Genomic DNA, 23906 nt, shown 5'->3' on the forward strand with positions numbered 1-23906 from the left:
GATAATATGTCAAAGATATCAAATGTTAAAGTAAACGGCTTTGTCAAGCCTGTGGGCATTGACAGTAACCCCGTTTTCTCCTGGAATATCACAAGCAACGAGCAAAGCGTTTATCAAAAAAAATACCGCATTTCAGTATCTTCAAGCAAGAAAAATGACGGGGATATGTGGGACAGCGGTTTTGTTGAAAGTCCCCTGTCTGTTGCCATAGAATACGGCGGGAAGACGCTTTCAAGCGTTAAAAAGTATTATTTTAAGATAGAGCTTTGTCTGTCTACAGGCGAGCTTTTAAACGCTGTATCGAGCTTTGTAACTGCCGCTATGAGTGAGGATTGCTGGCAGGCAAGGTGGATAACAGGCGAAAATCTTTTAGTGAGAGATTTTGAGCTTTCCAAAAAAATAAGCTCAGCCTATCTTTTATGCACAGGCCTTGCTTATTACAGGCTTTATATAAATTCAAGGCTCAATTCCGATACAGGTCTTATCCCCTCATATACAGCCTATGACAAGCGTATTGAATATCAGTGCTACGATATAAAAAATGAGCTTAATGAGGGCAAAAACACCTTGGGTATTCTCTTGGGTACACAGTACAAAAGAGATTTTGACGGCAGCTATGAGAACTATTTTCTCAACAGATACTATGCTGAAATTCCCAAAGCCTTTTATCAGCTTCATATAACCTATTGCGACGGCACAGAAGAGGTTATTTTTTCAGACGGAAGTGAAAGAAGCTACAGAGGTCCTGTAGTTTACAGCAGTCTTTACGACGGCGAAACCTTTGACTCAAGAATTGAATGGCTTGACAAGCTTTCCCCCGACTGTAAGGAGAAATTTACTCAGACTACGGTGCTTTCAAATGTAAAGCTTCAAAGATGTGTTCAACAGCTTGAAAGCGTAAAAGAAATTAAAAAGGCTTCTCCCGTAAGCATAAGTGAACGTGATAACGGTGATTATATAGTAGATTTCGGAAAAAATGTTGCGGGCAGAGTAAAAATTAAAATAAAGAACTGCAAACGTGATGAAAAAGTAGTTATAACCCACGCAGAGCTTTTGAATGAGGACGGCACTCTTAACAGAGAAAATCTCAGAACTGCTCTTTGTAGCGATACCTTTATCTGTAACGGAAGCGAGTATGTCTATGAGCCTTATTTCATTTACAGAGGCTTCAGATATGTCTGTGTAAGCGGATATTCAGATATCCTTAACCCCGAGGATATCTGTCAGGTAGAAATCCGAAACGCCGTTGAGGATACAGGCTATTTTTCATCTTCTTCAAGGCTTATAAATAAAATACATAATGCTATGAAGCTGACTCTTTCAAATAATATGCACAGTATTCCCACAGACTGCTGTCAGAGAGATGAACGTCAGGGCTGGCTTGGGGACGGTCAGGTGGCGGCAAGCTCCTGTATTCATAACTTTAATATGCAGAACTTTTACCGCAAATGGCTTGACGATATAAGTGATATTCAAAACAAAGAAACAGGCGCAATAGAATATATGAATGCCCCCCGTTTCAGCGGCGGAGAATGTCTTTCCTGGACTTGCGCCTATGCCGTTTTGGTTTACTATATGTATAAATTTTATGCTGATATACCCTGTGTAAAAAAACATTTTAAAGATTTACAGAAGTTTTGTGAGTATTTGCAGACACGTGAGGACGAGCAAGGTCTTTTAACTCTCGAGGGCTTGGGAGATTGGCTCGGAATTGCATACACCGATGAAAAGTATATAAGAGATGCTCTCTATTATGATATCATTGTCAAGATGTCAGAAATGGCAGAGGCTTTAGGGGACACAAAATCGGCAAAGAAATATACTGACAAGGCAGAAAAAATCAAAAAAGCATATAACGATAATTATTACTATACCTATTGGGGACTTCATCCCACCGGCTATTACGGGGATTGCTACCGTGTCGGCCAGCTTCCCAATGCCCTTGCCCTTGCCTTTGATATGGTGGATGAGAGCCAATATAACGATGTAAAAGAAAAGCTTTTATTGGAAATAAATTCTGTAAGAGGCTCAACTCAGCTCACTACGGGACTTGTAGGTACAAAGTATCTCTTTGATGCTCTTTTGAAAATTGATGCTTCCAAAACTGCCTTTGATTTATTTAACCGCCGTGATTTTCCCTCCTGGAGCTTTATGCTTGAAAAGGGCGCTACTACCATATGGGAGCGCTGGCAGTATATGACGGGCAACGAAATGAATTCCCACTGTCATACACCCTTGGCGGCGGCAGACGAATGGCTCTATAAAGGAATAGGAGGCTTCAGGGACAGCTTTTATGATAAAGACAATATAAGAGTTTTTGAAATTTGTCCTGCCTTTGAGCTTGATTTGAAGAAGGTCAGAATGTATCAGAAAACCCCTTGGGGAACGCTTGATATTAAATGGAGCAAAAATGCCGATAATCAAGTTGCTTTAGAGCTTAATATTCCTGCAAACACTAAGGCAAAGCTTTTAATAAACGGAAAAGCTACGCTTCTTGAAAACGGAATACACAGCTTTAGCTTTAAAAAGGGTGAATAAAAATAAAAAGTATAATTATAAACGGCATACTTATAAGTAATGCCAAGGAGCAAAACGGGCTTGCCCTTATTTTTGAAAATTCAAAAATTCATTCTGTTGTACTACAAAACAGCGTAAAGCTTTCTGAGCTTGAAAATATAATTGATGCTAAAGGAAATTATGTCAGCGCAGGCTTTATTGAGCTTCACAGCCACGGAATTAACGGCTACGATTTTATGGATAACGATAGGGAGGGCATAAAAAAAGCCCTTTTGGACTATGCTCGCTTCGGTGTTACGGGAATTTTTCCCACAACCTTAAGCTGTCCTTTTTCGGAGCTTGAAGCTGTTATAGAGGGTTTAACAAAGGCAAGCAAAGAGAATTACGACGGCGCTGAGATTTTAGGACTTCACCTTGAAGGCCCCTACTTTTCAAAGGAGCAGTGCGGCGCACAGGCTCCCGACGTGCTTTGCAATCCCTCTGATAAAAAATACAAAGAATTTATAGAAAAATATCCCCTTATAAAAAGGTGGGATTTAGCTCCCGAGCTTGACGGCGCTTATGAAATGGCAGAGTATATGAGTAAAAAAGGAGTTGTCAGTGCAGTAGCCCATACCGACGCTTCCTTTACAAAAACAACAGAGGCTTTTGACCACGCAACAATAGCTACCCATTTATATTCGGGTATGTCTAATGTAAGACGGGTAGACGGTTTTCGTCAAGGCGGTGCAGTAGAGGCTTGTCTTTTGGATAAAAGAGTATTTACAGAAGCAATATGCGACGGTATTCATCTTCCCCCTGAGCTTTTAAAACTCATTTACAAAATAAAAGGAAGCAAAAAAATGTGCCTTGTTACAGATTCTATGCGAGGTGCGGCTATGCCCGAGGGCAGTAAATGTATGTTAGGACACAAAAAAAGAGGAACTGAGGTTGTAGTTTCTAACGGTGTAGCGTGGCTTCCCGACAAAAGCTCCTTTGCAGGAAGCGTTGCCACCTTTGATGTGCTTTTGAGAACAGCTCAAAAAATCGGTATTCCCATAGAAAAGGCTGTGCAAATGGCAACCGAAGCTCCTGCAAAAGCTATGAAGCTTAAAAACAAGGGCTTTTTAAAGCAAGGTTTTGACGCCGACATTGTAATTTTTGATAAAAATATAAATATTCTTCAGACAATATGTAACGGTAATATAGCATATAAAAAGGAAGGTAAATAAAATGAAAATCAACTTAAGTAAAACCCCCGCAGAATTAGGAGAAAACGCAGCAACACTTACAGCAGAGCTTTTAAACAAAGCAATAAACGAAAACGGCTCAGCAAGACTTGTTCTTTCGACAGGAGCTTCCCAGTTTGAAACAATAGGAGCACTTATTAAAAAGGATATTGACTGGTCAAAGGTTGAAGTTTTCCATTTAGACGAATATATCGACTTAAGCATTGAGCATCCTCAAGCTTCAGAAAATACATAAAGGAGCGCTTCGGTGATTTTGTAAATGCAAAGGCGATAAACTACGTTGTTACAGAGGGCGACATTGAAGAAAACATCAAAAAGCTTACCGAGGAATTCAGAAAAGCGCCCATTGACGTTGCTTTGATAGGCATCGGCGAAAATGCTCATATTGCTTTTAACGACCCCCCTGCAGATTTTGAAAACAAAAACGCCTATATAGTTGTAAACTTAGATGACAAGTGCAGAAATCAACAGCTGGGTGAGGGTTGGTTTGAAAATATCGACCAAGTGCCTAAGCAGGCAGTTTCTATGACTGTTTTTGAAATTATGAACAGTAAAAACATTATTTCAGCAGTACCTCATAAGGTAAAGGCAAAGGCTATAAAGGACACTCTTGAAAACGAGCTTACACCATATATCCCTGCAACTATGCTAAAGCAGCATAATAGCTTCTATCTTTTTGTTGATGAAAATTCTGCAAGTCAGGTAGACATAGAAAAATATATGTAATAGAAGGAACTTTATAAATGAAAATTCTGCAATTCGGAGAGGGCAATTTCTTAAGAGCTTTTGTTGACTATATGATTGATTTTTCCAACGAAAAGCTAAGCTTAGACAACAAGGTTACTATTGTAAAGCCGATAGAATACGGCTCTCTTGATGCTTTTAAAGAACAAAATTGTCAGTATACTCTTATTACAAGAGGAATGACAGATGGTCAAAAAATAGATTTTGCAAGAAAAATAACCTGTGTTGACAAGGCAATAGGCGCTTATGAGGATTTTGATGAGCTTTTAAGCCTTGCCAAAGATTGTGAATATAAAATAGTTATTTCCAATACTACCGAGGCAGGAATTGCAATAACTGAAGAGGACAGCTTTGAGGAAAATCCCCCCAAAAGCTATCCTGCAAAGCTTACCCGTTTCCTCTATGAGAGATTTTGCACTGTAGGGGGAGAAATGTATATTCTGCCCTGCGAGCTTATAGAAAATAACGGACAGGCTCTTGAGAAATGCGTTATGGAAACGGCAAAGCGTTGGAAGCTTTGTCAGGAGTTTTTAAGTTGGCTGTCTGAAAGCTGTTATTTTTGCACCACCTTGGTTGACAGAATAGTTACAGGCTTTAATAAAGAGCTTTCAGAACAGTATAAGGATAAGCTTCTTGATATCGGCGAGCCCTTTGCCCTTTGGGTAATTGAGGATAAGGGAGATATCAGAAAGCTTTTGCCTCTTGATAAGGCAGGGCTTGACGTTGTATTTACTGATGACGTAACCCCTTACCGTGAGAGAAAAGTGCGTATTCTCAACGGCGCGCATACTTCAACAGTGCTTGCTGCATATTTAGCAGGTAAAACGATAGTGCGTGAATGTATTCAGGACAGCGTAATTTTAAAATATATGAAAAAATGTATTTTAGACGAGGTTATTCCTACATTGTCCTTAGATAAAGAGGATTGTATGAATTTTGCAAAAAGCGTTTTTGAACGCTTTGAAAATCCTTTTATTGACCATAGCCTTCTTTCCATATCTTTAAATTCGGTTTCAAAGTGGAAATCAAGACTTCTTGGCTCATTTAAGGATTATTATAAAAAATTCAATACGCTTCCCCCTGTTATAACCTTCTCCTTTGCCGCTATGATTGCCTTTTATTCAAAGGTTGAAGAGGTAAAGGACGATAAGGCGGTTTTAGAGTTTTTTGAAGCAAATAAAGCTGATAGCAATTTTGTGGAAAAGCTATGCCAAAGAGCAGATTTTTGGGGCGAGGATTTATCTCTCTATCCCGATTTTTGCAAAACGGTACAGGAAAATTTAAAATTGATTGAAGAAAAGGGAATGTACGAGGCTATGCGTCTTGCGGTGGATAAAAATGCTTAAAATTTCCGAAAAGGATAACGTTGCCGTAATAACAAACGGCGAAAAAAGAGGACATAAGCTTGCGTTGACAGATATCAAAAAGGGCGAAAAAATAATTAAATACGGATATCCAATAGGCTGTGCAACGCAGGATATAAAAGAGGGAGAATGGGTACATTCTCACAATATGAAAACAGCTTTAGGGGACATTATTGATTATACATATACTCCTGAAGAAGCTAAGGTTTTCAGCACTCAGAAAGATACCTTTATGGGTTATGAGCGTTTTGACGGCTCAGTAGGTATAAGAAACGAAATATGGATAATTGCCACAGTTGGCTGTGTTTCGGATAACGCTAAAAAAATAGCGGCTCTTACCGATACCTACGCTTTTACTCATCCTTACGGCTGTTCTCAGTTAGGTGATGACCACTTAAACACTCAAAAGGCGCTGTGCGGACTTATAAAGCATCCCAACGCAGGCGGTGTGCTTGTGTTAGGGCTTGGCTGTGAAAACAACCGTATACAAGAGCTAAAAAAAGAGCTTGGACAATACGATACAGAGCGAGTATTTTTCTTAGAGGCTCAGAGTGTAGAGGACGAAATTGAAGAAGGCGTAAAGATAGTAAACAAGCTCAAAGAGCTTATCAAAAAAGATGTACGCACTAAGCAGCCCCTTGAAAAGCTTATAATAGGCTTGAAGTGCGGCGGCTCTGACGGCTTTTCGGGAATTACTGCAAATCCTCTTGTAGGAGCTTTTTCTGATATGGTTATTGAAAAAGGCGCAAGCACAATACTTACCGAAGTTCCCGAGATGTTCGGCGCAGAAACAATACTTATGAACCGTTGCAACAGCAAAGAAATATTTGACAAAACGGTTGATATGATAAACAGCTTTAAAAACTACTATAAATCAAATAATCAGCCTATCTATGAAAATCCATCTCCCGGAAACAAGGACGGCGGAATTACAACTCTTGAGGAAAAATCCTTGGGCTGTACCCAAAAAAGCGGTTTTGCACCTGTTGTTGACGTGCTGTCCTACGCTCAACCCTTAAAAATAAGAGGTCTTAATCTTCTCAATGCGCCGGGTAACGATTTGGTTGCATCTACTGCCCTTGCAGTATCGGGAGCACAGATAGTTCTCTTTACCACAGGCAGAGGAACTCCCTTTGGCTGTCCTGTTCCCACAGTGAAAATTTCTACCAATACTCCTCTTTTTGACAAAAAGAGTAACTGGATAGACTATAATGCGGGAGTTCTTCTTGATAATCCCGACATAAATACTCTGGCAGAGGATTTTTATAGCTTTATAAAAAATATAGTAAACGGAGAACAAAAAGCCAAAAACGAAATAAACGGATACCGTGAAATTTCAATATTCAAAACAGGGGTAACTCTGTAAAAAACTTATATATTTGCTCAAACGTTGAAACTTTAAAGGGGTTATGATATAATAAAATAAAATCACTTCGTATAGGAGGTTATAATATGATTGATATTGAAAAAATGTTGTATGACAAGGTCAAATCTGAAATGTCGAATTGGGATGAGGACGGCATTTATGCTATTTCGTTCTTCGTTTATTCTAATGAAGTATACGAGTATAAGGATTTTACAAATGTTTCGATCTGGGCTATCAGTTATAACACCGAGGCAGATTGCGAAGGAGCAGGTCCCCTTGATGAAGAAAGATGGAACTATGCTTTTTGGAGACAGGACGAAGCAAGTATAATTGATGTTGATGAGCCTGATGAATACACAGAAGCGTTGTATCAATGGTATGAGGAACAGGGTATAGAAAATATAGGCTTCGAATGTGCGGAAAATAGGTATGTTCCTGTGGGTCATTATGAATTGATTGATATTGCAGCCAATGTTGCAAGGAAGCTGCAAGAAGAGGGTTTTATTGCAAAGCAATTCAAAAAAACACTTCCCATTATAATTCACGGACTTGAATGTGACTTGTATGAAATTGAAGCAACAAAAAAAGCAAACCCCAACGGAGAGGCAGATACATATATCAAAGCAATGAAAGAAATGGGAGCATTTTAATTATTTGCTGTTTATTTAATTACAATTAGTATTTTATATCAAAATAATTACATATTGGATACAAAAAGGACTATGATTTTTTGTCATAGTCCTTTTAAAGTGCTTATTACAAGAGCTTATTTCTTTTTTATATCGTATCTGACAATTCCGATTGCTATTGAGCAAAGAGTTAAAATTTCACATATTGTTGCGCCTACAGCTACGTTTATAATGTTATATATAAGCCAGGAGGGTGAGCTGATAAGTCCAAAGCCTCTGATAGCCTTTGCGCTTTGAAGACGGTAGCTGATAGTTGTTGCTGTCATACCGATAATCGGGAGAAATTCTATTATCATATTAAACAGGCTTATTTCTTTATTAAATACGGTAAAGGTAAGAATATAAGAAATAACATAAAGAGATATGAAAAAGATAAGCCATAATATATTGTCAGCCTTTAGCTTTTTCTTATTCATAAAAACAACAGAGCGAAACATCGCAATAGTATTCATTATTCCGCCAACCGTTGCTCCCAGCATAAAAAAGTTCATAGAGAAAAAGAGAGAGCCGAGAAACTGAATAATCATAGCTCCCTTTGCAGTCTTTTGCTGATAAGAGAGAATATTGAATATCATAGCGATAATTCCAAGCGCCTGCGCAAATATTTCAAAAGTAGTCATTATGTATTGCCTCCGATTCAAATGGCATTATAGCATAAAAGACATATATTGTAAAGATTAAAAGAGAAGGTTCAAGCTGAGCCTTCTCTTTTAATGCGCCAAAGGCAGTATTTACACAATTACAGATTGAAATTCATTTTTTTATTCCTTGGGAATATACTTATATTAAGTGAAAAGTATGCAGGAGGAATACAAAAATGTTAATGAAAATAAAAAAAAGCATTATATCTTTTTCTTTTGTTAAATTGGCAAAGCAAAATGCAAGCTATATATTTTTAGGACTTATTTTTTTTATAGGCCTTTGTGTCGGTGCTTTTTGCGTAAGACTTACAGGCTACAGCACTCAGATAACGCTGCTCGATGCTTTTACCTCTGTAATTTACATAAGGGCGGAATACGGATTTTTAAAGGTATTCTCTGCATCGTTAATTACTGAGCTTTTTTATTATATTATTATTTTCATATTCGGGCTTTCGGTGGCAGGAATTGCCGTTTCCTGCGCTGTTGTTGCCTTTAAAGGCTTTTGCATCGGCTTTTTTATCGGCTTTGTTTCAAGCGTTTTCGGTCTGTCGGGCGTTTGCGCTCTGCTTCTTGCGGTAATTCCCGGTATGCTGTTATCTCTTCTTTTGCTTCTTATTTTTTGCGAGCACGCTCTTCAGTTTTCTTACTACGTAATAATTTCAAATAAGGTCTCATCCCAATATGAGCGCCCCACCGTAAAAGGCTTTTACAAAAAAGGGATTGCGCTCTTTTCTATTTCTTCCATCGGCATAATCTATCAGACTCTTGTCTGCCCGTCGGTTATAAAGCTTATGTTAGGGTAGAACAAACAATCCGAACCCGTTTTAAAAAGGCGGATTTTCGTTCATCCTGCGTTAAAATACTCGTTAATCCATTGAGGATTAACTCCGTTTTTGCCTTGTCTTACCAAAAATCCTCTCTTTTTAAAATCTTCGACCTCAAAGCGAAAAGATTTTGAGGCGTGTTCTGATTATTTGTTCTACCCTAGGGTAAAATATTTAAAATAAGCCGTGCCAAAAGAATAAAAGGGGTTAAAACTGCATCTGTCAAAAAGCCTAAAACTCTATCAAAAATTCCCGTAAGCATTAAAATTATAAGAATAATAAAAGAATATCTTTCATAAAACATTACCTTTTGAAAAACGCTGTTTGGGAAAAAGTATAAAAGAAGACGTGAGCCGTCCAAGGGCGGAAAAGGAAGCATATTAAAAATTGCCAGTACCACGTTAAAATACAAAAACATATGGAAAAACTGAGAAAAATATTCTATAGGTATATATTTTAAAGAGATTACCCACAACGGCACTGCAATAAGAGCTAAAATCAGGTTGGAGGCAGGGCCTGCTATACTTGTCAGCATCATATCTCTTTTGGGATTTTTAAAGCTCATACAGCCCACAGGCACAGCCTTTGCCCAACCAAAGCCGAAAACCAAAAAGCAAAGTGTTCCCACAAGGTCAAGATGCTTTAAGGGATTTAAAGAAAGTCTGCCTCTTTCCTTTGCTGTATTGTCCCCTAATTTATAGGCGACAAAGGCGTGGGAAAATTCGTGTATGGGGAAAGAAATCAAAGCTATGGGTATTACATATATAAGCTTATAAAAAAGCTCATAGAAAAAAGAATAATCTCCTGTAAGCATTTCAAATTACTCCTTTACTGTCTGAAAAAATCATATATTTTCTGAGCTAAATCTCTGTTTATGCCCTTTACATTTAAAAGCTCTTCCACACTTGCCTCACGTACTTTCTTTACAGACTTAAAATGCTGCAATACGGCAAGTGCTTTTTTATTTCCTATACCCTCAATCTGAGTAAGCTCAAAGCTTTTAACGTTTTTTGAACGGCGCTGCTTGTGAAAATCTATTGCAAAGCGGTGTACCTCATTTTGCATAAGACTTGCCATAATAAAGGCTTCGGGATTTGGCTGCAATAAAATTTCCGACATATCCTCTCTGACAAGAGATTTTGTTCTGTGGCGCTTATCCTTTTTAAGTCCGATAACGTTTATTTTAAGCCCCGCAGCCTTAAGCACTTCTATAATTGCGCCAACCTGCGCCTGTCCTCCGTCTGCTATAATAAGCTCAGGCAAATCCCCAAAGGAGCCGTCAGTATGGGAAAGACGCCTTGTAACTGCCTCTTTCATAGCTCCGCAGTCATCACCTGCTAAGGCAGAATTGATTATAAATCTGCGATAGAGCTTTTTTTCGGGCTTACCGTCAACAAAAACTGCCATTCCGCAAACGGTATCGCTTCCCGCTGTCTGAGAAATATCGTAAATTTCAATTTTAGAGGGCACTTTAGGCAGTGCCGCAATATGTGAAAGCTCTGTAAGACGTCTTGAAATTTTATCGGTATGACCGTTATGCTCCAAAAGATATTCCTTTGCATTTTCATTGGCACGCTGCAGAAGCTTTTTGCCTGCCGAAGCCTTAGGCATTACAATTTCAAGCTTTCTTTTGGACAGATGCTCAAGATACTGCTTTAAAAGCTCCCTATCCTCAAGCTCTGTATCAAGATAAATAACCTTGGGAATATCACTTTCCTGCTCATAAAACCTTGTCAAAAACTCAAAAAGAGTATTGGAAGAGGGTTGCAGAGCATCAAAAACATAATTGAAGCTACCAAGCATTTTTCCGCCACGCACTCTTATAAGAGAAACACAAATGCTTTTGTCGTCATTTACAAGAGCTACTGCATCGGCATTTACCTTTTGGTCATTTATAATAGTCTGCTTATCGGCTATATTTTCTATTGCTTTAAGAGTATCTCTGTAATATGCCGCTTTTTCATAATCTGTACGCTCCGACGCTTCAATCATATATTTTTTTATGCTTTGAGATGCTTCTGCCGTTTTGCCTGCAAAAAAGTCGGTTACGTTTTTAATAATTTGTCTGTACTCCTGCTTATCTATCTGCCCGCTGCAAACGCCCATACATTTCCCTATGTGATTATTAAGACAGGGCTTTGATTTGGTGAAGCTTGAACAGGTGGGGAGCTTATAGGCTTTATTTACCGCATTTACAAGGTACAGCGTTTGTGTTTTAGAGCCAAAGGGCCCGAAATATTTTGCGTTTTTATCATCCCTTCTGTAAGCCATTGTAACTCTCGGGAAATCTGATTTTATATCAATTTTTATAAAGGGGTATCCCTTATCGTCTTTAAGTAAAATATTGTATTTGGGTTTGTTTTCTTTGATAAGATTATTTTCAAGAAGCAAGGCTTCCAGCTCGTTACCTGCTATTATTATTTCAAAATCGTATATAACAGACACCAAAGCATAGGTCTTTTCATTGTGGCGCTCTACCGAATTGAAATAGCTGTAAACTCTGTTTTTGAGAAATTTTGCTTTGCCGATATATATTATATTTGAGTCCTTATCAAGCATCTTGTAGACTCCCGCCTTCATAGGAAGTCCCAAAGCTTTCTGACGCAGATACTCAAGCCTTGAATTGTTCATAGCCTTACTCCTTTCCCTATGCGGCAAAGTCTTGCCGCAATTATATTCGTGCTTCGCCCGAGCGATATATCTTCGATGCGATATGCGGCAAGCCGCGCGATATACGGCTACGCCGTGAGAAAAGACACGAATATAATATCGCTTTTGCTTTTTTAGCAAAAATATCGCTGCAAACGGCAGTTTGCAATATCACTTGTAATATTCCCCTAAAAATCAACGGAGACAACTTGTTTGCAAAGTGTCTCCGTTTTGGGAATCCCATTATTTCATCTTTTATTTAGATTAGTCAGCAAAATTCTTCTCAATAAGATTGATAAGAGAATCTACCGCAACAACCTCGTCAGCTCCGTCAGCGATGATTGTTATCTCTGTGTCCTTAGTAATGCCAAGGGACAAAATTCCCAAAAGACTTTTTGCATTAACTCTGCTGTTGTCCTTATCTACCCAGATAGAAGCCTTAAATTCATTTGCTTTTTGGATAAAGAAGGTTGCCGGACGGGCGTGCAGACCTACTATGTTCTTAACTACTACATTTTTTGAAACCATATTTTTACCCTCCGTTATATCAATATGCAATCTGTCAAAACAAACTGCACCTCTTTTATTCTACTATTATGATATATTTTAAGCATAAAAAAGTCAATTATTAAAGTATATCAATATGCAATAAAATAATCCAATTTTTAGTTGAATTTTAACAAAAGAAATTTTGCATATTTTTTGTCAACAAATAGCTTAATATCAGCATTTTCGAGGTTATTAAAATATGATTTTTTGTTAATTTTATTGTTGAATAAGGAATAATGAACGCCCACAACGCAAAAGCGCTGTGGGCTATTATTTATATGAGCTTAATCTCCTCAATGCCGAATTTTACAAAGGCATAGTCCTCGCTGTAAGCTTCACTCTGGCAGTCTTTCCAGCTATCCTTCATACTGAAGGTTGTAGGTCCTACAAACAAAGGCTCAGGTTCATTCTTTGTGTGGAAGGGTCCAAAATGGTTTCTGCCTCCGCTTGAAAGCGTTATTGTTATTTTGTTTGTGCCTACCTTGAGGAATTTGCTTATATCAAGCTCATCCTCAAGCATTATAACGCCTGCATTTTCAGAGTTTACCTCTATCTGTGCCGCTGCATATCTACCCTTAAGCTTTAAACGGTAATCTTTTCTTGTAAGCTCAAAGGGATTTAATTCAAGTCTTATATCCCCTGCAAAGAATACAAAGCCTTGGGTATTTATACTCTTGCAGTCCAAATCCTTTTTAGTGTCTGTTATTGCAAAATTATCCTCTGCAATATATACAAGCTCGTTTAATTTCTGCTGAACAGATGTAACTGCAAAATCACCCTTAAGACAAATGGGCTCAGGCTCTGTATCATAGGTCAGACAGTTTATAACGCTTTCGGTTACGTCGGGCATATCAAATAGAGTATAATACACCTTTTCAGCCTGGGAATAGTCTATTTCAAGAGTTATTTCGTTTGTACCTTCAGAAACATAGGGCAAAATATCGTGGCGGAAAACTCTTTCGCCGTCATCCTTAAGCTGATGTGTAATAGCTATTTTCTCTTTGTTTATCCAAAGATTATTTATATTTGTCTTTTCTGTTTCAAGATACAGGCTTTGGGGAATATTGTCTATAGAAAAGCTGTATTTTAAAAATACCGTTGTATTTTTTCTCTGCTTTAAAAGATAGTCAGCTATTCCGTATATTGAATAGCGTTGGCTGTATTCCTTGTTATCAAAGGAATAGCTTGCCTTGTCAAGCACAAGACTGTTTTCGGTAAAATCAAGCACCTTACAGTCTGTAGAAAGACGTATTTCTTCTTTTTGAGTGTCCTCTTGCTTGCTTAAAGGCTCTGCACTGTCATCAAGCTTTAAAATATAAGATTGACCGGGGGCAAATTTCAGCGTAATCTCTATAAAATCGTTGCCTTTACTGTAATATACGGGGCTTTCCTTTTCGTTTTCTATATCGTATAATATAGCGCCGCCTGCTTTTATTTTGTAAGTAACTGTTTGCTCTGCGTTTTCAGAGATGTTGACAGCATACAAAAACTCTCCCCATGATGAGCTTCTGAAGGTAGAACGCACCTGAGTATTTACATCGTTTGTAAATATCTTTTCGCTCTTAAGCTCTTCGAAAGTACAGTTGCTCTTGAGAAAATCAAGCTGAGTCTTTTTGCCGTTTACATACTGCGGACATTGACCGTCAAGATAAATTCTTCCGCCGCCCTTTACAAAGGCTTCTAAGAGCTTAACTGTTGATAAGTCAAGACCCTGCATATTGGGGATAACTATTTTTTTATAGCTGCATTTTCCTAAGGTAAGAACGCCGTTTTCTACGCTTCCGTACTTTTCGAGTAAGCTTTCGTCTATATAATGATGTCCTATATTAGCAGCGCCCAATCTTTCAACCAACGATGCAAAAGCGCCTTCCAAAGCTTCAACGGATTTATAGTCTTCCCCACGCTTATAGGTGAGATATGCCGAATGAATAGGATGTATAACCGCAACCTCTGCAAGCTCATTACTTTTAGCAAGAAGCATTCCCAATTTTGAGAAATAGTCAGAAAAAATTCTGAAATGCTTAAACCAAGGATTACTCTGAGCAAAAAATGCAGGATAATCGTATTTTCTGCTTCCTCTTATGGAATAGGGTGTCAGATGTGTACAAAGCAGATTTACTCCGTTTACATATTGCCATTCAAGTATTCTCTTTAATTCTTTGGGGGTAACGTCCCAGCCTGCGCCTGCAAAAATTTCTGTAAGCACCTTTTCTTTTCCAAGCTGCATAGCAACTGAGGATACCTGACGGGGTGTAGTTTCGTGGGAAACATATCTGCCAAGCCAATCACAGCCGGGAATATGCTCATACTCATAAAAGGGCATAACACCTGCACAGCACCACATCTGAGTAGACATAAGCTGTTCTTCAATAGCGTGGCCTGTAAGCTGACAGTTGTGCTCCTCACACCAGTCATATATCTGCTTTCCAAAGGATTTTGCAAACTGCTTATTCATTAAGCGCCAATATTTAAAGCGAGTTTCATAGGACTGCTCGCAATCAATAAAAAGCGCACCTAAGGTATCTAAAAGCTCTTGTCCATACTCTTTCTTATATAGCTCCAAAATAACGGGTGAATACGCAGTATCCCATCTGAAATACTGAGGCTCATCGGTAAAAAATCCAACTAATTTATTGCCGAATTGACTGCCAAATCTCTCGTAATATTTTTCGTGAGTTTCTTTTATAAACTTTGCTACAATTTCTTCGTTTAAAATATCTACAACGGATGAGTTTGTCTTATCATAAACGCAGATATATTCAGCACTGCCGTTATCAGAGGTAACTCTTTTAATATTATTGTTATCAAGAACGTATACCCCAAGAGCCTGTGCATCAAAGCTGTTTTTGGTTTCGCAGACAATATAATGGGCAAAGTTCTGACTGTCCTCCAACAGCTTCATACCTGCAAAGCCGCTGGGCCAACCGTTTTCGTCATAGCACCAGGCGTCCATTGAGCATTTTTCAGCCTCGTCCATACATACCTTTATAGCTTCAAACCATTCGTCGCTTAAATACTCGGTAACAAGACCGCTGCGTGCGTGCATAAAGAAGCCGCCCATTCCTGCTTCCTTCATCATTCTTACCTGTCTTTTAAGCTCCTCGGGACAAAGCTTATCGTTCCAACTCCAGAAAGGAATGGGGCGGTATTTGTTTAATTCTTTTTCGTCAAATATTTTACTCACAAAATCACCCTTTTGATTTTTTACAAAAACCCCGCATCAGCGTGTTATCCTTAACGGAAAACACGCAGCGATATAAATTCCTTGCGTAATTTGCGATATTCCCTACGGGAGCGATATAAGGCTACGCCTTGCGATATGCAAAAGCGTGAGGGGGAATTTATATCATATCGCGTTGGAGCGAGGCGACAACATATCGCACGAGCAAAGCGAGTATATCGCGTTTGCGTGGCAAACATATCGCCTAACAAAAAAGAGAGGACATTTCGGTTTGTATACTGATTTGTACTCTCTTTCTGCTTATTATCATTATATTATTTTCTATCTCTGTGTCAATCGTTTACTTTTCTGTATATAGGTAATACGTCAAGGGGAGCGTCTACTGTTAAGGTTTGTCCGCCCTTTATTATTTCACCGCTGCGGCTCTTCCAATTGCCCTCAGGGAATTTGATTTCTCTTGTTATTTTGCCCTTTTCCATAACGGGAGCAACAAGAATATTGTCGCCAAGCATAAACTGGTCAATAACCTTTTCAAAGCCTTGATTGGGGAAAACATATTCCATATATCTTACAACAGGCTCACCTGTTTTTCTTGCGTGCTCTGTCAAGGCTAAAATATCCTCTATATATTCCATACGCACCCAGGAAATATCACGGCAAAGACCGTTGTGATACTCGTCAAGAACTCTCCAGGGAGAGATTGAAAACTGAGTCATAGGCATAAGCGCCGCACACTGAGCGTATCTTACGAAAAGCTCCTGGTCAAGCTTGTCCTGGTCCTCTAAGAAGTCGGTAAACTGACCGCCGCCAATCATATCGGGGCAGGTATAGGCATATCCTAAAATGCCCTGTGCAAGCTGACAGGGAACAAGTGCCGCTACACCGTTGTCAGTCCAGGAATGGTTTTTATCTCTTAATCTGTGTACAAGCTCAAGTCCTGCCGCCTTCCAGCAAGCACGGTACTCGTTATACTTAAATCTTAAGCCGAATTTTGCCCACGCTTCGCTCTGTCCGTTACTGTCTGTCTTAGCGTAGATAACATCGTCATCAGAATAGAAATGGCCGTCGCCTGCATCAAGCTTAAAACCGTCTATACCGTATTTATCCATAAGATATTTATGCTGTTGATAGTACCATTCGGCAACTTCGGGATTTGTAATATCTACAACAGAGGAGAAGCCGTCCCACCATTGTTTTATGGAGGGAAGTCCCCACTTGTTCATAATAAGATAGCCTTTACTCCACGCATAGCGGAATTCTGCAGTGTCTGCAGAGATAAAAGGACAAGTCCAGAGCATAACCTTATAACCCATAGCGTGAAGCTCGTCAACCATAGCCTTAGGGTCTGTAAACTTTGATGTAGAAAACTCGAATTTTCCGTAATAGTCATTCCAACCGCAGTCAATCATAAAGACGCCCTTGGTGGGATAGCCCTCTTCCTTTATTTTCTTGGCGTAGTTGATAATTCCCTCTTGATTTTGGTTATACATAAGCTCAATCCAGGAATTGTACTGTATTCCGTCAAAAAATTCCTTAGGGGGAGCAACCTTTGAGGTGGGGAAAAATCTTTGAGATGCTAAAAGATATGTCTCTCTTAAATTACTTCCGCCTTCAAAAATCTGAGGCTTTTCCTTTATGCCTGTAATTACAAGCTCGTCCTTTTCGATTTTATATGTATATGCGCTTTCGCCCCAGATGTATCTTCCCTTATTTGATACAAGCAACGGAGATGCCTGATTATATGTGTTGTTAGGGTCAAGATTTCTGGAAATCTCGCTGTTTTCGCAAAAAGGCGCTTTTATACCGTCGTCACTGCAGCCTCCCCACCAACATTCATTTTCAAGCAGTTTTATATTCATTGTATATTCCATAATGTCCTCCGCTATATTATTTTGCAATCTTTAGCTTTTATAGTAATTGAGTCTATTTCTTCGTCCTTGTCCCCAAAGTTTACATATATAACCTTGCCGTTTTCAAAGGTTGTCTTGGTTATATTTCCAAAGACCTCGTATTTGTCAATAAAGACGTTTTGTAAACCGTTGTGCAGCTCTGAGAATTTCTTCTGTTTCTCTGTTATATCGCTGAAATCCTCGTAATAACAGTTGTAAAGGAAATTCAAATCAGTTTCACGGATTTTACTGTTGTTTTGTCCCACAACGGAATATTTCAAAAGTGTTCCCGTTGCAATAGCTCTCAAAAATTCCTCTTGAGTATTTTCTGCGAAATTGAGAGATTTTCCGCTTATCTCCAACAAGCCGTGCATAACTATCTGATAGAAAGGAACTGATTTATATTCAATATCAAAGCCCGAAGATATCGTGGGAATGTCTGTAACGTGGTCCACAGCCTTAGCTGTATATATATTGCCTCCGAAAGCCATACTGTAAAGCTTGTCAGCAGTTAAGACAGCCTTTGTCATATTTTCTGCATTGTCTTTTCTGTCGCAATATTTTTTTGTGTTGTAATCGGTGTAAAGGCTCTCTCCCAAAGATTCAAAGGCAATTCCTATATTTTTCTTTGCGGCAGATTTAATAAAGTCTTGAGTGTATTTAGCCGCCTTTGAGGGCGCAAGATAATAAGCGTTGCTCTTTACCTTTTCGCCTGTGCTTAGCATATATGTATTAAAACGTGCTGTCTGACGGTCAAGGCTTGTAGCTGTATTTAAAAAAGTAAACATAAACAACGGATTTTTATAAGCTATTGTAGGCTCAAAAACCGTAGCTATATTTGTGTTAAGCTCCTGTGCCTTTTGGCTTAGCTTTTTGAAGCCGCCCATTCCGCCGACCTTACCGTCAAAGCTTAAGCTCTTATCGTAAATGTCCTGATATCCGCCTTTATCAAAGCCGTATAAAATCGTATTGACCTCATAATCGCCCTTTACTGCTTCTAAAATTCTTATAACATCATCAAAGGTTGTAGCAGTAACCTTTTTATCTATCATAAAGCCTAAAAAGCTTTCTTTTATTTTTGTCAATCCGTAAAACTGTAAATTGAGAGATGGATTTGCTTTTTTATCACTAAGCTTTTTAAAGCCGTTTTTCAAAAGATAATTGCGGTATGTTTTTGCTATACCGTTATAGTCGGTGTCCTCAGTTGAAAAACAAAACTTAACCTTGGGATTTTCTTTAAGAGTTTCATCTCTTATTAAGAATATATCTCTTGCATTCCAGTCCTTATCCGAAAGAGAAGCGTTGTCAGTCTGTCTGTAAATAAATTTAGTGTATACATTTGCATACTGAGAGGATTTTCCTGCAGGATTTGCCACTATGTAAGCGTTGTAATCTCCGCTTTCAACAATGGCGGTGATAGCCGAGGTTCCCAATGAAGCGGCGTAAACGGGTAAATTTATTTTTTCATTTACCGTTGTCTGCTTAACGAGATTTTTGGTCATATCTCTGCCGTAAATCATTTCCTCGTAAGTGTTTGCGTTGCTGTTATCCCCCGAAAAATCAACCAGCATACCGCTTCCGTCGGGAATAACCAGATAACCCTCGCTTCCCATTTTTCCGGAAACCATATACGGCATAAGAGAAATATCAAAAATTTTCATTGTACCGTATTCGTTGATTTTATCATACAGTATTTCAACAATCAGAGAGTCATCCTCTAACTGATATCTCACGGGAATAATAAACTGCTCACTTTTACGTGAGAAATCGTATTCTATCTGAACTCCGCTTCCGTCCTTGTACTTACGTATTTTATACGTTCCTCTTTTAACGGAAGAAACCTGACTGCTTACTGTGTATTTATTGCTTTTGTCATCACAGAAGGAAACAAGCAAAGCCGACGTCATATCGTTGATAGTTCCGCCGCTGCCCTGCGCAATAGTGTCGCTTGCGTAATCCATAGGGATAGAGCTCCACATATGCCCTGTCTGTTTATCTTTTATTGTGATACAGGTTCTGTTTTCAAGGTTTATATACATTTCAAGCTTATCGTTCTGAGCGTAAAGCTCTCCGATACCCTCTGTATTTTCCTCTATTTCAGAATCAAGCTGTTCTTCCTCTGTTGCCGGTGTCTCTTCGTTTTGTGCATATATAAATGCACTTGAGGATAAAAACACAAGCAATAGAGCTAAAAACAGTACTAATGCTTTTCTTTTAATCATATTATCGTACCTTCCGCTAACTTCTCAATACAACCTCAAAAGCTATTGTCTTAACAAAGGAGAATATTTGCTGTGCTATGCTTATAAAAAGCAGTGCAATAAACAAAATAAAAATCATCATAACTACCGTTATAAGTGAAGACGCTATGGTTTTCATCAAGGTAAATTGATGTATTGTTATAAACGCACACAAAGCAATAAATCCAATCCATACGACAATCAGAGTGTCAAACAGGGTGTAAAACATAGCTTCGTCTATACAAATGAAATTTGTAAGTAATACTACAAGAGGTGTAAATATTATTCTTGGAAGCATCGCATAATTGGTAGCAATCCATATGTGGCTGAATTTTCCTTCACCGTCAAAAAGAGTGGTGGTTGCCCAGTTTGTAATGCACCATAAAACGATTATCATATTGGACTTTAAAAACTCTGCAAATATGTTAAAGTCCTCCGGCCTGTTCATATTAAATATAAAGCCTACTCCGGAGTAAGATATCAGCTGAACAACAAAATTAAGAATAAACAAAACAGAAGCTATCAAAACAGAGCCCTTATTGCTGAATCTTATTTCGTTAAATACCTTTATAGGATGAAGCATTGACCTGAAAGCGTAATAAAGCTTCATTCTGTCAAGATTTCTCCAACGCAGCTTATCCCAATCGTATTCCTTGAAAGATGTTATTAAGCTTGATTTTACTTTACCTATATAGCTCATATCTCATCTTCCCTTCCTTTTATCAGCCATGCTCTGAACTTACTTAAGAATATTTTTAGTGCAATTATAACTATTATAGCTCCTGCCAATAAAATAAGCAGATTATCTCTTATAAACTCCTTGCGGTATTCCTTGAAAGCATCGGAATAGCCCTGTCTGTCATTTGCTTTTTTCAAATAGTCAAGAGCTTTTTTGTATTCACCCTTTTGTAAATACGCTTTTCCTATGCTCTTGTAGGCAAGAGATAAATTGTTGTTCTCCTTGAGGATTTCTTCAAAGCCTTCGATTGTTTCCTCGTATAAGCCCTCGCTGTAATAGGTTAACATTCCCTTGAGCTTATTCATATATTCGGTAGGCTCTATAACTGTAATGTTGTTTTTCTCAGCATCTAAAATCAAATATTTGCCGTTTACCATATCTATTGCGGTAGGATTTAAAAAGTCGCCCTTTTTATTGCTTTTTGTTCCGTAAACGGTTATTAAATCGTTGTCCTTGCTGTATTCGAAAAAGCGGCATCTCTCATTGTCGAGCAATACCATATTTCCGTCCTCGCCCACAAAAACGTCAACAAAAGAGTTGTCTACCTTTATACCCTTTGACCACTCTACGTCAATATCACCGTAATTGTTCTTTGAGTAATATGTATTGTAAGAATTTATCTTGAGTACATTGTTGCCCAAGGCATTGAGCTTCTTTGCCTCGTCAATGGAATTGTCGGTTTTTAAGGTGGTGGTATATATAAAGTTGTCCTTATCAATATAAAGATTTGAATACTCGGTAGGAATTTCACGCTTTGAAGACTCTCTTTGCTCCTTTGTGAAAATTTTCTTCCACAAATTGTCAGCAAGCACCTGAACTGTTACCTCAATTCTGTTGCTTCCGTAGAAGTTGAGGAAATCTCCGTCATTGTTGTAATAAATAAGGCCCTGATAAAGACCGAAGGCTACAACGTAAACACCGCCCGCACTGTCCAGTGCAACCTTGTAGGGCTTAAATACAAAGTCCTCTGTAAGTACGTTTGTATCGGGCTTTTTATACTCTGTTATAACATTTGCGTCCATATCGGATTTTATAACACGTGCATTTCCGCTGTCACAAATATACAGATATCCGTCCTTGCTGACGTATACGCCGTAAGGCTCAAGCAGGGTTGGAATTTCTGTGTTCTTAAATTCCTTTATCTCTTTTTTATACTGCAAATTTTCATCGAGTATAACTATTCTGTTATTTCCCGTATCTGCAATATAAATATTTTTATCTCCGTCAACAAAAAGGTCCTGAGGAGTCTTTAAGCTGTCAATTCCCAAATCCTTGCCGCTGTATACACCGCTTAAGGAATATCCGTTAGGGGCAGGAACTGCGCTTCCGTAATCGTTATATAAATAATTGTCTGTTTCCTGTGCGAAAACGCTTGTGGAACACAGTAAAGCCATTGTCAGCACAAGAACAATTATGCGCTTCATTTTTTTCAAAACATATCCCCCCTGCTTATCCCTTAAGTCCCGAATATGCCATTGTCTGTATAACAGATTTCTGACTCAAAAGGAAAATTGCTATCGGCGGTATCATTACGACAACCGAAACAGCAGAAGCAATTCCGGCCTTTGCTATACCCGAGGTGCTTATCTGCGACAGCGCCAGAGGCAGCATTTTCATATTTTCACTGTAAATAAACTGTACGCCTGTTGTGTTCCATATTCCCTGGAAGGTGAAGATAACAAGAGTCAGCCACGCAGGCTTAACCATAGGCATAACAAGCTTCCAGAAAACCTTGTATTCCGAGCATCCGTCTATAGTTGCAGATTCCAGTATTTCGTTGGGAATGGTAGACATAAACTGTGTCATAAGGAAAACACCGAAGGAGCCTGCTAATGCAGGGAAAATAAGAGCAAAGTAGGTGTCAACCATTTTGAATTTAGAAATTATAATGTATTGGGGAATAGCGGTAACCTCAGGTCTGAACAAAATTGCCGCTATAATAATCTGCATAATCAAAGCCTTACCCTTGAAGTTGAACTTTGAAAGAGGATATGCCGCAAGGGAAGCTATAATTATGTAAACAACCGTAGTAACAACAGCAACAAAAACGCTGTTGAATAAATATCTTTCAAAAGGCACAAGAGAATTAAGCTGTACTGTAAATAAGGACAGATAATTTTCTACTGTGGGATTGATAACGAAAAATCTCGGCGGATACAAAAACAACTCATTGATAGGTTTAAATGAATTGATAACGGAATAAATAATAGGAATAGCTGTAAATATGCCGAAAAGGAGCAAAAACAGTAAAACAAGCATATTTCCGCCTAAAGAACGGCTAACCTTTTTAGTACGCAATAATTTCATTTGAAATTCTCCTAAATATACGACCTTGCATTTGCAAATTGATATTGCAGGCAAGCACCGCTGTTTTTTTAATGTTCGCTTTAGCTTCCAACCTTGCTCAGCATCTTGCTTATAAGCTTCCAGGTTGCAAACATAAAAACAAAAAGAACAACTGCAACAGCTGATGCATATCCCATTTCAATTCTTACGTATCCGTAGTCGTAAATATGTAAAACCATAGTATGTGTCGAATAGTCGGTGCTGGGGAAGCCTGTCAGGGACATACACTGATAACCCACTGCAAAAGCACCTGAAACTGAAAGTACAGCGCCTATTAAAAGCTGAGGAATCATCTGAGGTAATGTGATATACCACATTTCTTGCCAACGGTTTCTGACACCGTCAAGGGCTCCCGCTTCAAAAAGCTCGGGATTAAGACTTTTAAAGCCCGCAACAAAGGCAAGGAAGCCTGCGCCCATACTCATCCAAAGCACAACTATAATGCAGACATATATGTTGATTTTAGGGTCTGTGAGCCAATAAATCGGCTCTTTTATTATTCCCAGCTCCAACAGCTGACTGTTGAGTAAGCCAACAGAGTCGCTGCTGAAAATAAACATCCATATAAAGTATACGTTTCCTGCTATTGAGGGGGAATAAAACAGGAAGGTAAGCCAGGAGCTTGTAAACTTTGACATATCGCTTATAAACCAAGCAATTACAAAGCTCAGAAGATAGCCCAGCGGTCCTGTAATAATACCTAAAAGCAGCGTATTTTTTAATGCTATAAGAAATACATCGTCCTCCAGCATAAGCCTGAGATAATTGGCAACTCCCGTAAAACGAGGTGTTTCAAGCATATTATAATATGTAAAGCTCAGCACAAATGAAGCCAGAATAGGAATTACCGTAAACACAAGAAATACGATAAGCCACGGCGCCATCATTGTATAGCTGATAATATTTAATCTTTTGCTGTTATTATTCATCTTTTTTCAC

General features: G+C 38.6%; 17 protein-coding genes and 1 pseudogene. 7 read left to right on the plus strand and 11 right to left on the minus strand.

The features are described from left to right. Positions 1-6 precede the first annotated feature (6 nt). The 6 genes and pseudogenes from E7480_02505 to E7480_02530 all read left to right on the plus strand — a co-directional run bounded on the left by E7480_02505 (position 7) and on the right by E7480_02530 (position 7870). Positions 7-2538, plus strand: coding sequence for a hypothetical protein (locus E7480_02505; protein ID MBE6903458.1), 2532 nt, complete (start codon positions 7-9; stop codon positions 2536-2538). Beyond that, positions 2535-3728 carry an N-acetylglucosamine-6-phosphate deacetylase gene (gene nagA, locus E7480_02510; protein MBE6903459.1) on the plus strand — a complete coding sequence of 398 codons (1194 nt, stop codon included), beginning with the start codon at positions 2535-2537 and terminating at the stop codon, positions 3726-3728. The genes E7480_02505 and nagA overlap by 4 nt, the downstream gene beginning before the upstream one ends. 1 nt (position 3729) lies before the next feature. Next, positions 3730-4472: pseudogene (locus tag E7480_02515) on the plus strand (glucosamine-6-phosphate deaminase). Between the two features lie 17 nt (positions 4473-4489). Next, entirely contained in the window at positions 4490-5836 is a 1347-nt protein-coding gene (locus E7480_02520) for a tagaturonate reductase (protein ID MBE6903460.1), read from the plus strand. Then, positions 5829-7220 carry an altronate dehydratase gene (locus E7480_02525; protein MBE6903461.1) on the plus strand — a complete coding sequence of 464 codons (1392 nt, stop codon included), beginning with the start codon at positions 5829-5831 and terminating at the stop codon, positions 7218-7220. Before E7480_02520 ends, E7480_02525 begins: the two co-directional genes overlap by 8 nt. An 86-nt stretch (positions 7221-7306) precedes the next feature. Next, a complete protein-coding gene (locus E7480_02530) occupies positions 7307-7870 on the plus strand; it encodes a hypothetical protein (GenBank protein MBE6903462.1) in 564 nt (187 codons plus the stop codon). A gap of 116 nt (positions 7871-7986) precedes the next feature. On the opposite strand, the gene E7480_02535 is transcribed toward E7480_02530, so the two are convergent. Beyond that, positions 7987-8529 (minus strand): YgjV family protein, encoded by a 543-nt coding sequence (locus tag E7480_02535; GenBank protein MBE6903463.1) that lies wholly within the window; start codon positions 8527-8529, stop codon positions 7987-7989. Between the two features lie 197 nt (positions 8530-8726). Here E7480_02535 and E7480_02540 point away from each other — a divergent pair, with 197 nt between their 5' ends. Next, positions 8727-9353, plus strand: a complete 627-nt coding sequence (locus E7480_02540; protein ID MBE6903464.1) for a hypothetical protein — start codon at positions 8727-8729, stop codon at positions 9351-9353. 181 nt (positions 9354-9534) lie between these two features. Here the strand turns inward: E7480_02540 and E7480_02545 are convergent, their stop codons facing one another. The 10 genes from E7480_02545 to E7480_02590 all read right to left on the minus strand — a co-directional run bounded on the left by E7480_02545 (position 9535) and on the right by E7480_02590 (position 23896). After that, positions 9535-10188, minus strand: a complete 654-nt coding sequence (locus E7480_02545; GenBank protein MBE6903465.1) for a site-2 protease family protein — start codon at positions 10186-10188, stop codon at positions 9535-9537. A gap of 14 nt (positions 10189-10202) precedes the next feature. Beyond that, positions 10203-12005 carry an excinuclease ABC subunit UvrC gene (gene uvrC / locus E7480_02550; protein MBE6903466.1) on the minus strand — a complete coding sequence of 601 codons (1803 nt, stop codon included), beginning with the start codon at positions 12003-12005 and terminating at the stop codon, positions 10203-10205. Between the two features lie 282 nt (positions 12006-12287). After that, on the minus strand, positions 12288-12551 hold the full coding sequence (locus tag E7480_02555; GenBank protein MBE6903467.1) for an HPr family phosphocarrier protein: 264 nt from the start codon (positions 12549-12551) through the stop codon (positions 12288-12290). A 295-nt stretch (positions 12552-12846) separates the two neighbouring features. Then, positions 12847-15756, minus strand: a complete 2910-nt coding sequence (locus tag E7480_02560) for a hypothetical protein (GenBank protein ID MBE6903468.1) — start codon at positions 15754-15756, stop codon at positions 12847-12849. A 329-nt stretch (positions 15757-16085) separates the two neighbouring features. Then, the gene (locus E7480_02565) at positions 16086-17624 is read right to left on the minus strand and encodes a glycoside hydrolase (protein ID MBE6903469.1); all 1539 of its coding nucleotides are present in this window, start codon (positions 17622-17624) and stop codon (positions 16086-16088) included. An 11-nt stretch (positions 17625-17635) separates the two neighbouring features. After that, on the minus strand, positions 17636-19864 hold the full coding sequence (locus E7480_02570) for a hypothetical protein (GenBank protein MBE6903470.1): 2229 nt from the start codon (positions 19862-19864) through the stop codon (positions 17636-17638). A 16-nt stretch (positions 19865-19880) separates the two neighbouring features. Further along, a complete protein-coding gene (locus E7480_02575) occupies positions 19881-20582 on the minus strand; it encodes a hypothetical protein (protein MBE6903471.1) in 702 nt (233 codons plus the stop codon). Then, positions 20579-22054, minus strand: coding sequence for a hypothetical protein (locus E7480_02580; GenBank protein ID MBE6903472.1), 1476 nt, complete (start codon positions 22052-22054; stop codon positions 20579-20581). Before E7480_02580 ends, E7480_02575 begins: the two co-directional genes overlap by 4 nt. A 16-nt stretch (positions 22055-22070) precedes the next feature. Continuing rightward, a complete protein-coding gene (locus E7480_02585) occupies positions 22071-22928 on the minus strand; it encodes a carbohydrate ABC transporter permease (protein ID MBE6903473.1) in 858 nt (285 codons plus the stop codon). A gap of 80 nt (positions 22929-23008) precedes the next feature. Next, positions 23009-23896, minus strand: coding sequence for a sugar ABC transporter permease (locus E7480_02590; protein ID MBE6903474.1), 888 nt, complete (start codon positions 23894-23896; stop codon positions 23009-23011). Between the last annotated feature and the right edge of the window lie 10 nt (positions 23897-23906).

This window comes from Oscillospiraceae bacterium (assembly GCA_015067255.1).
Classification (GTDB): Bacteria; Bacillota; Clostridia; order Oscillospirales; family SIG519; genus SIG519.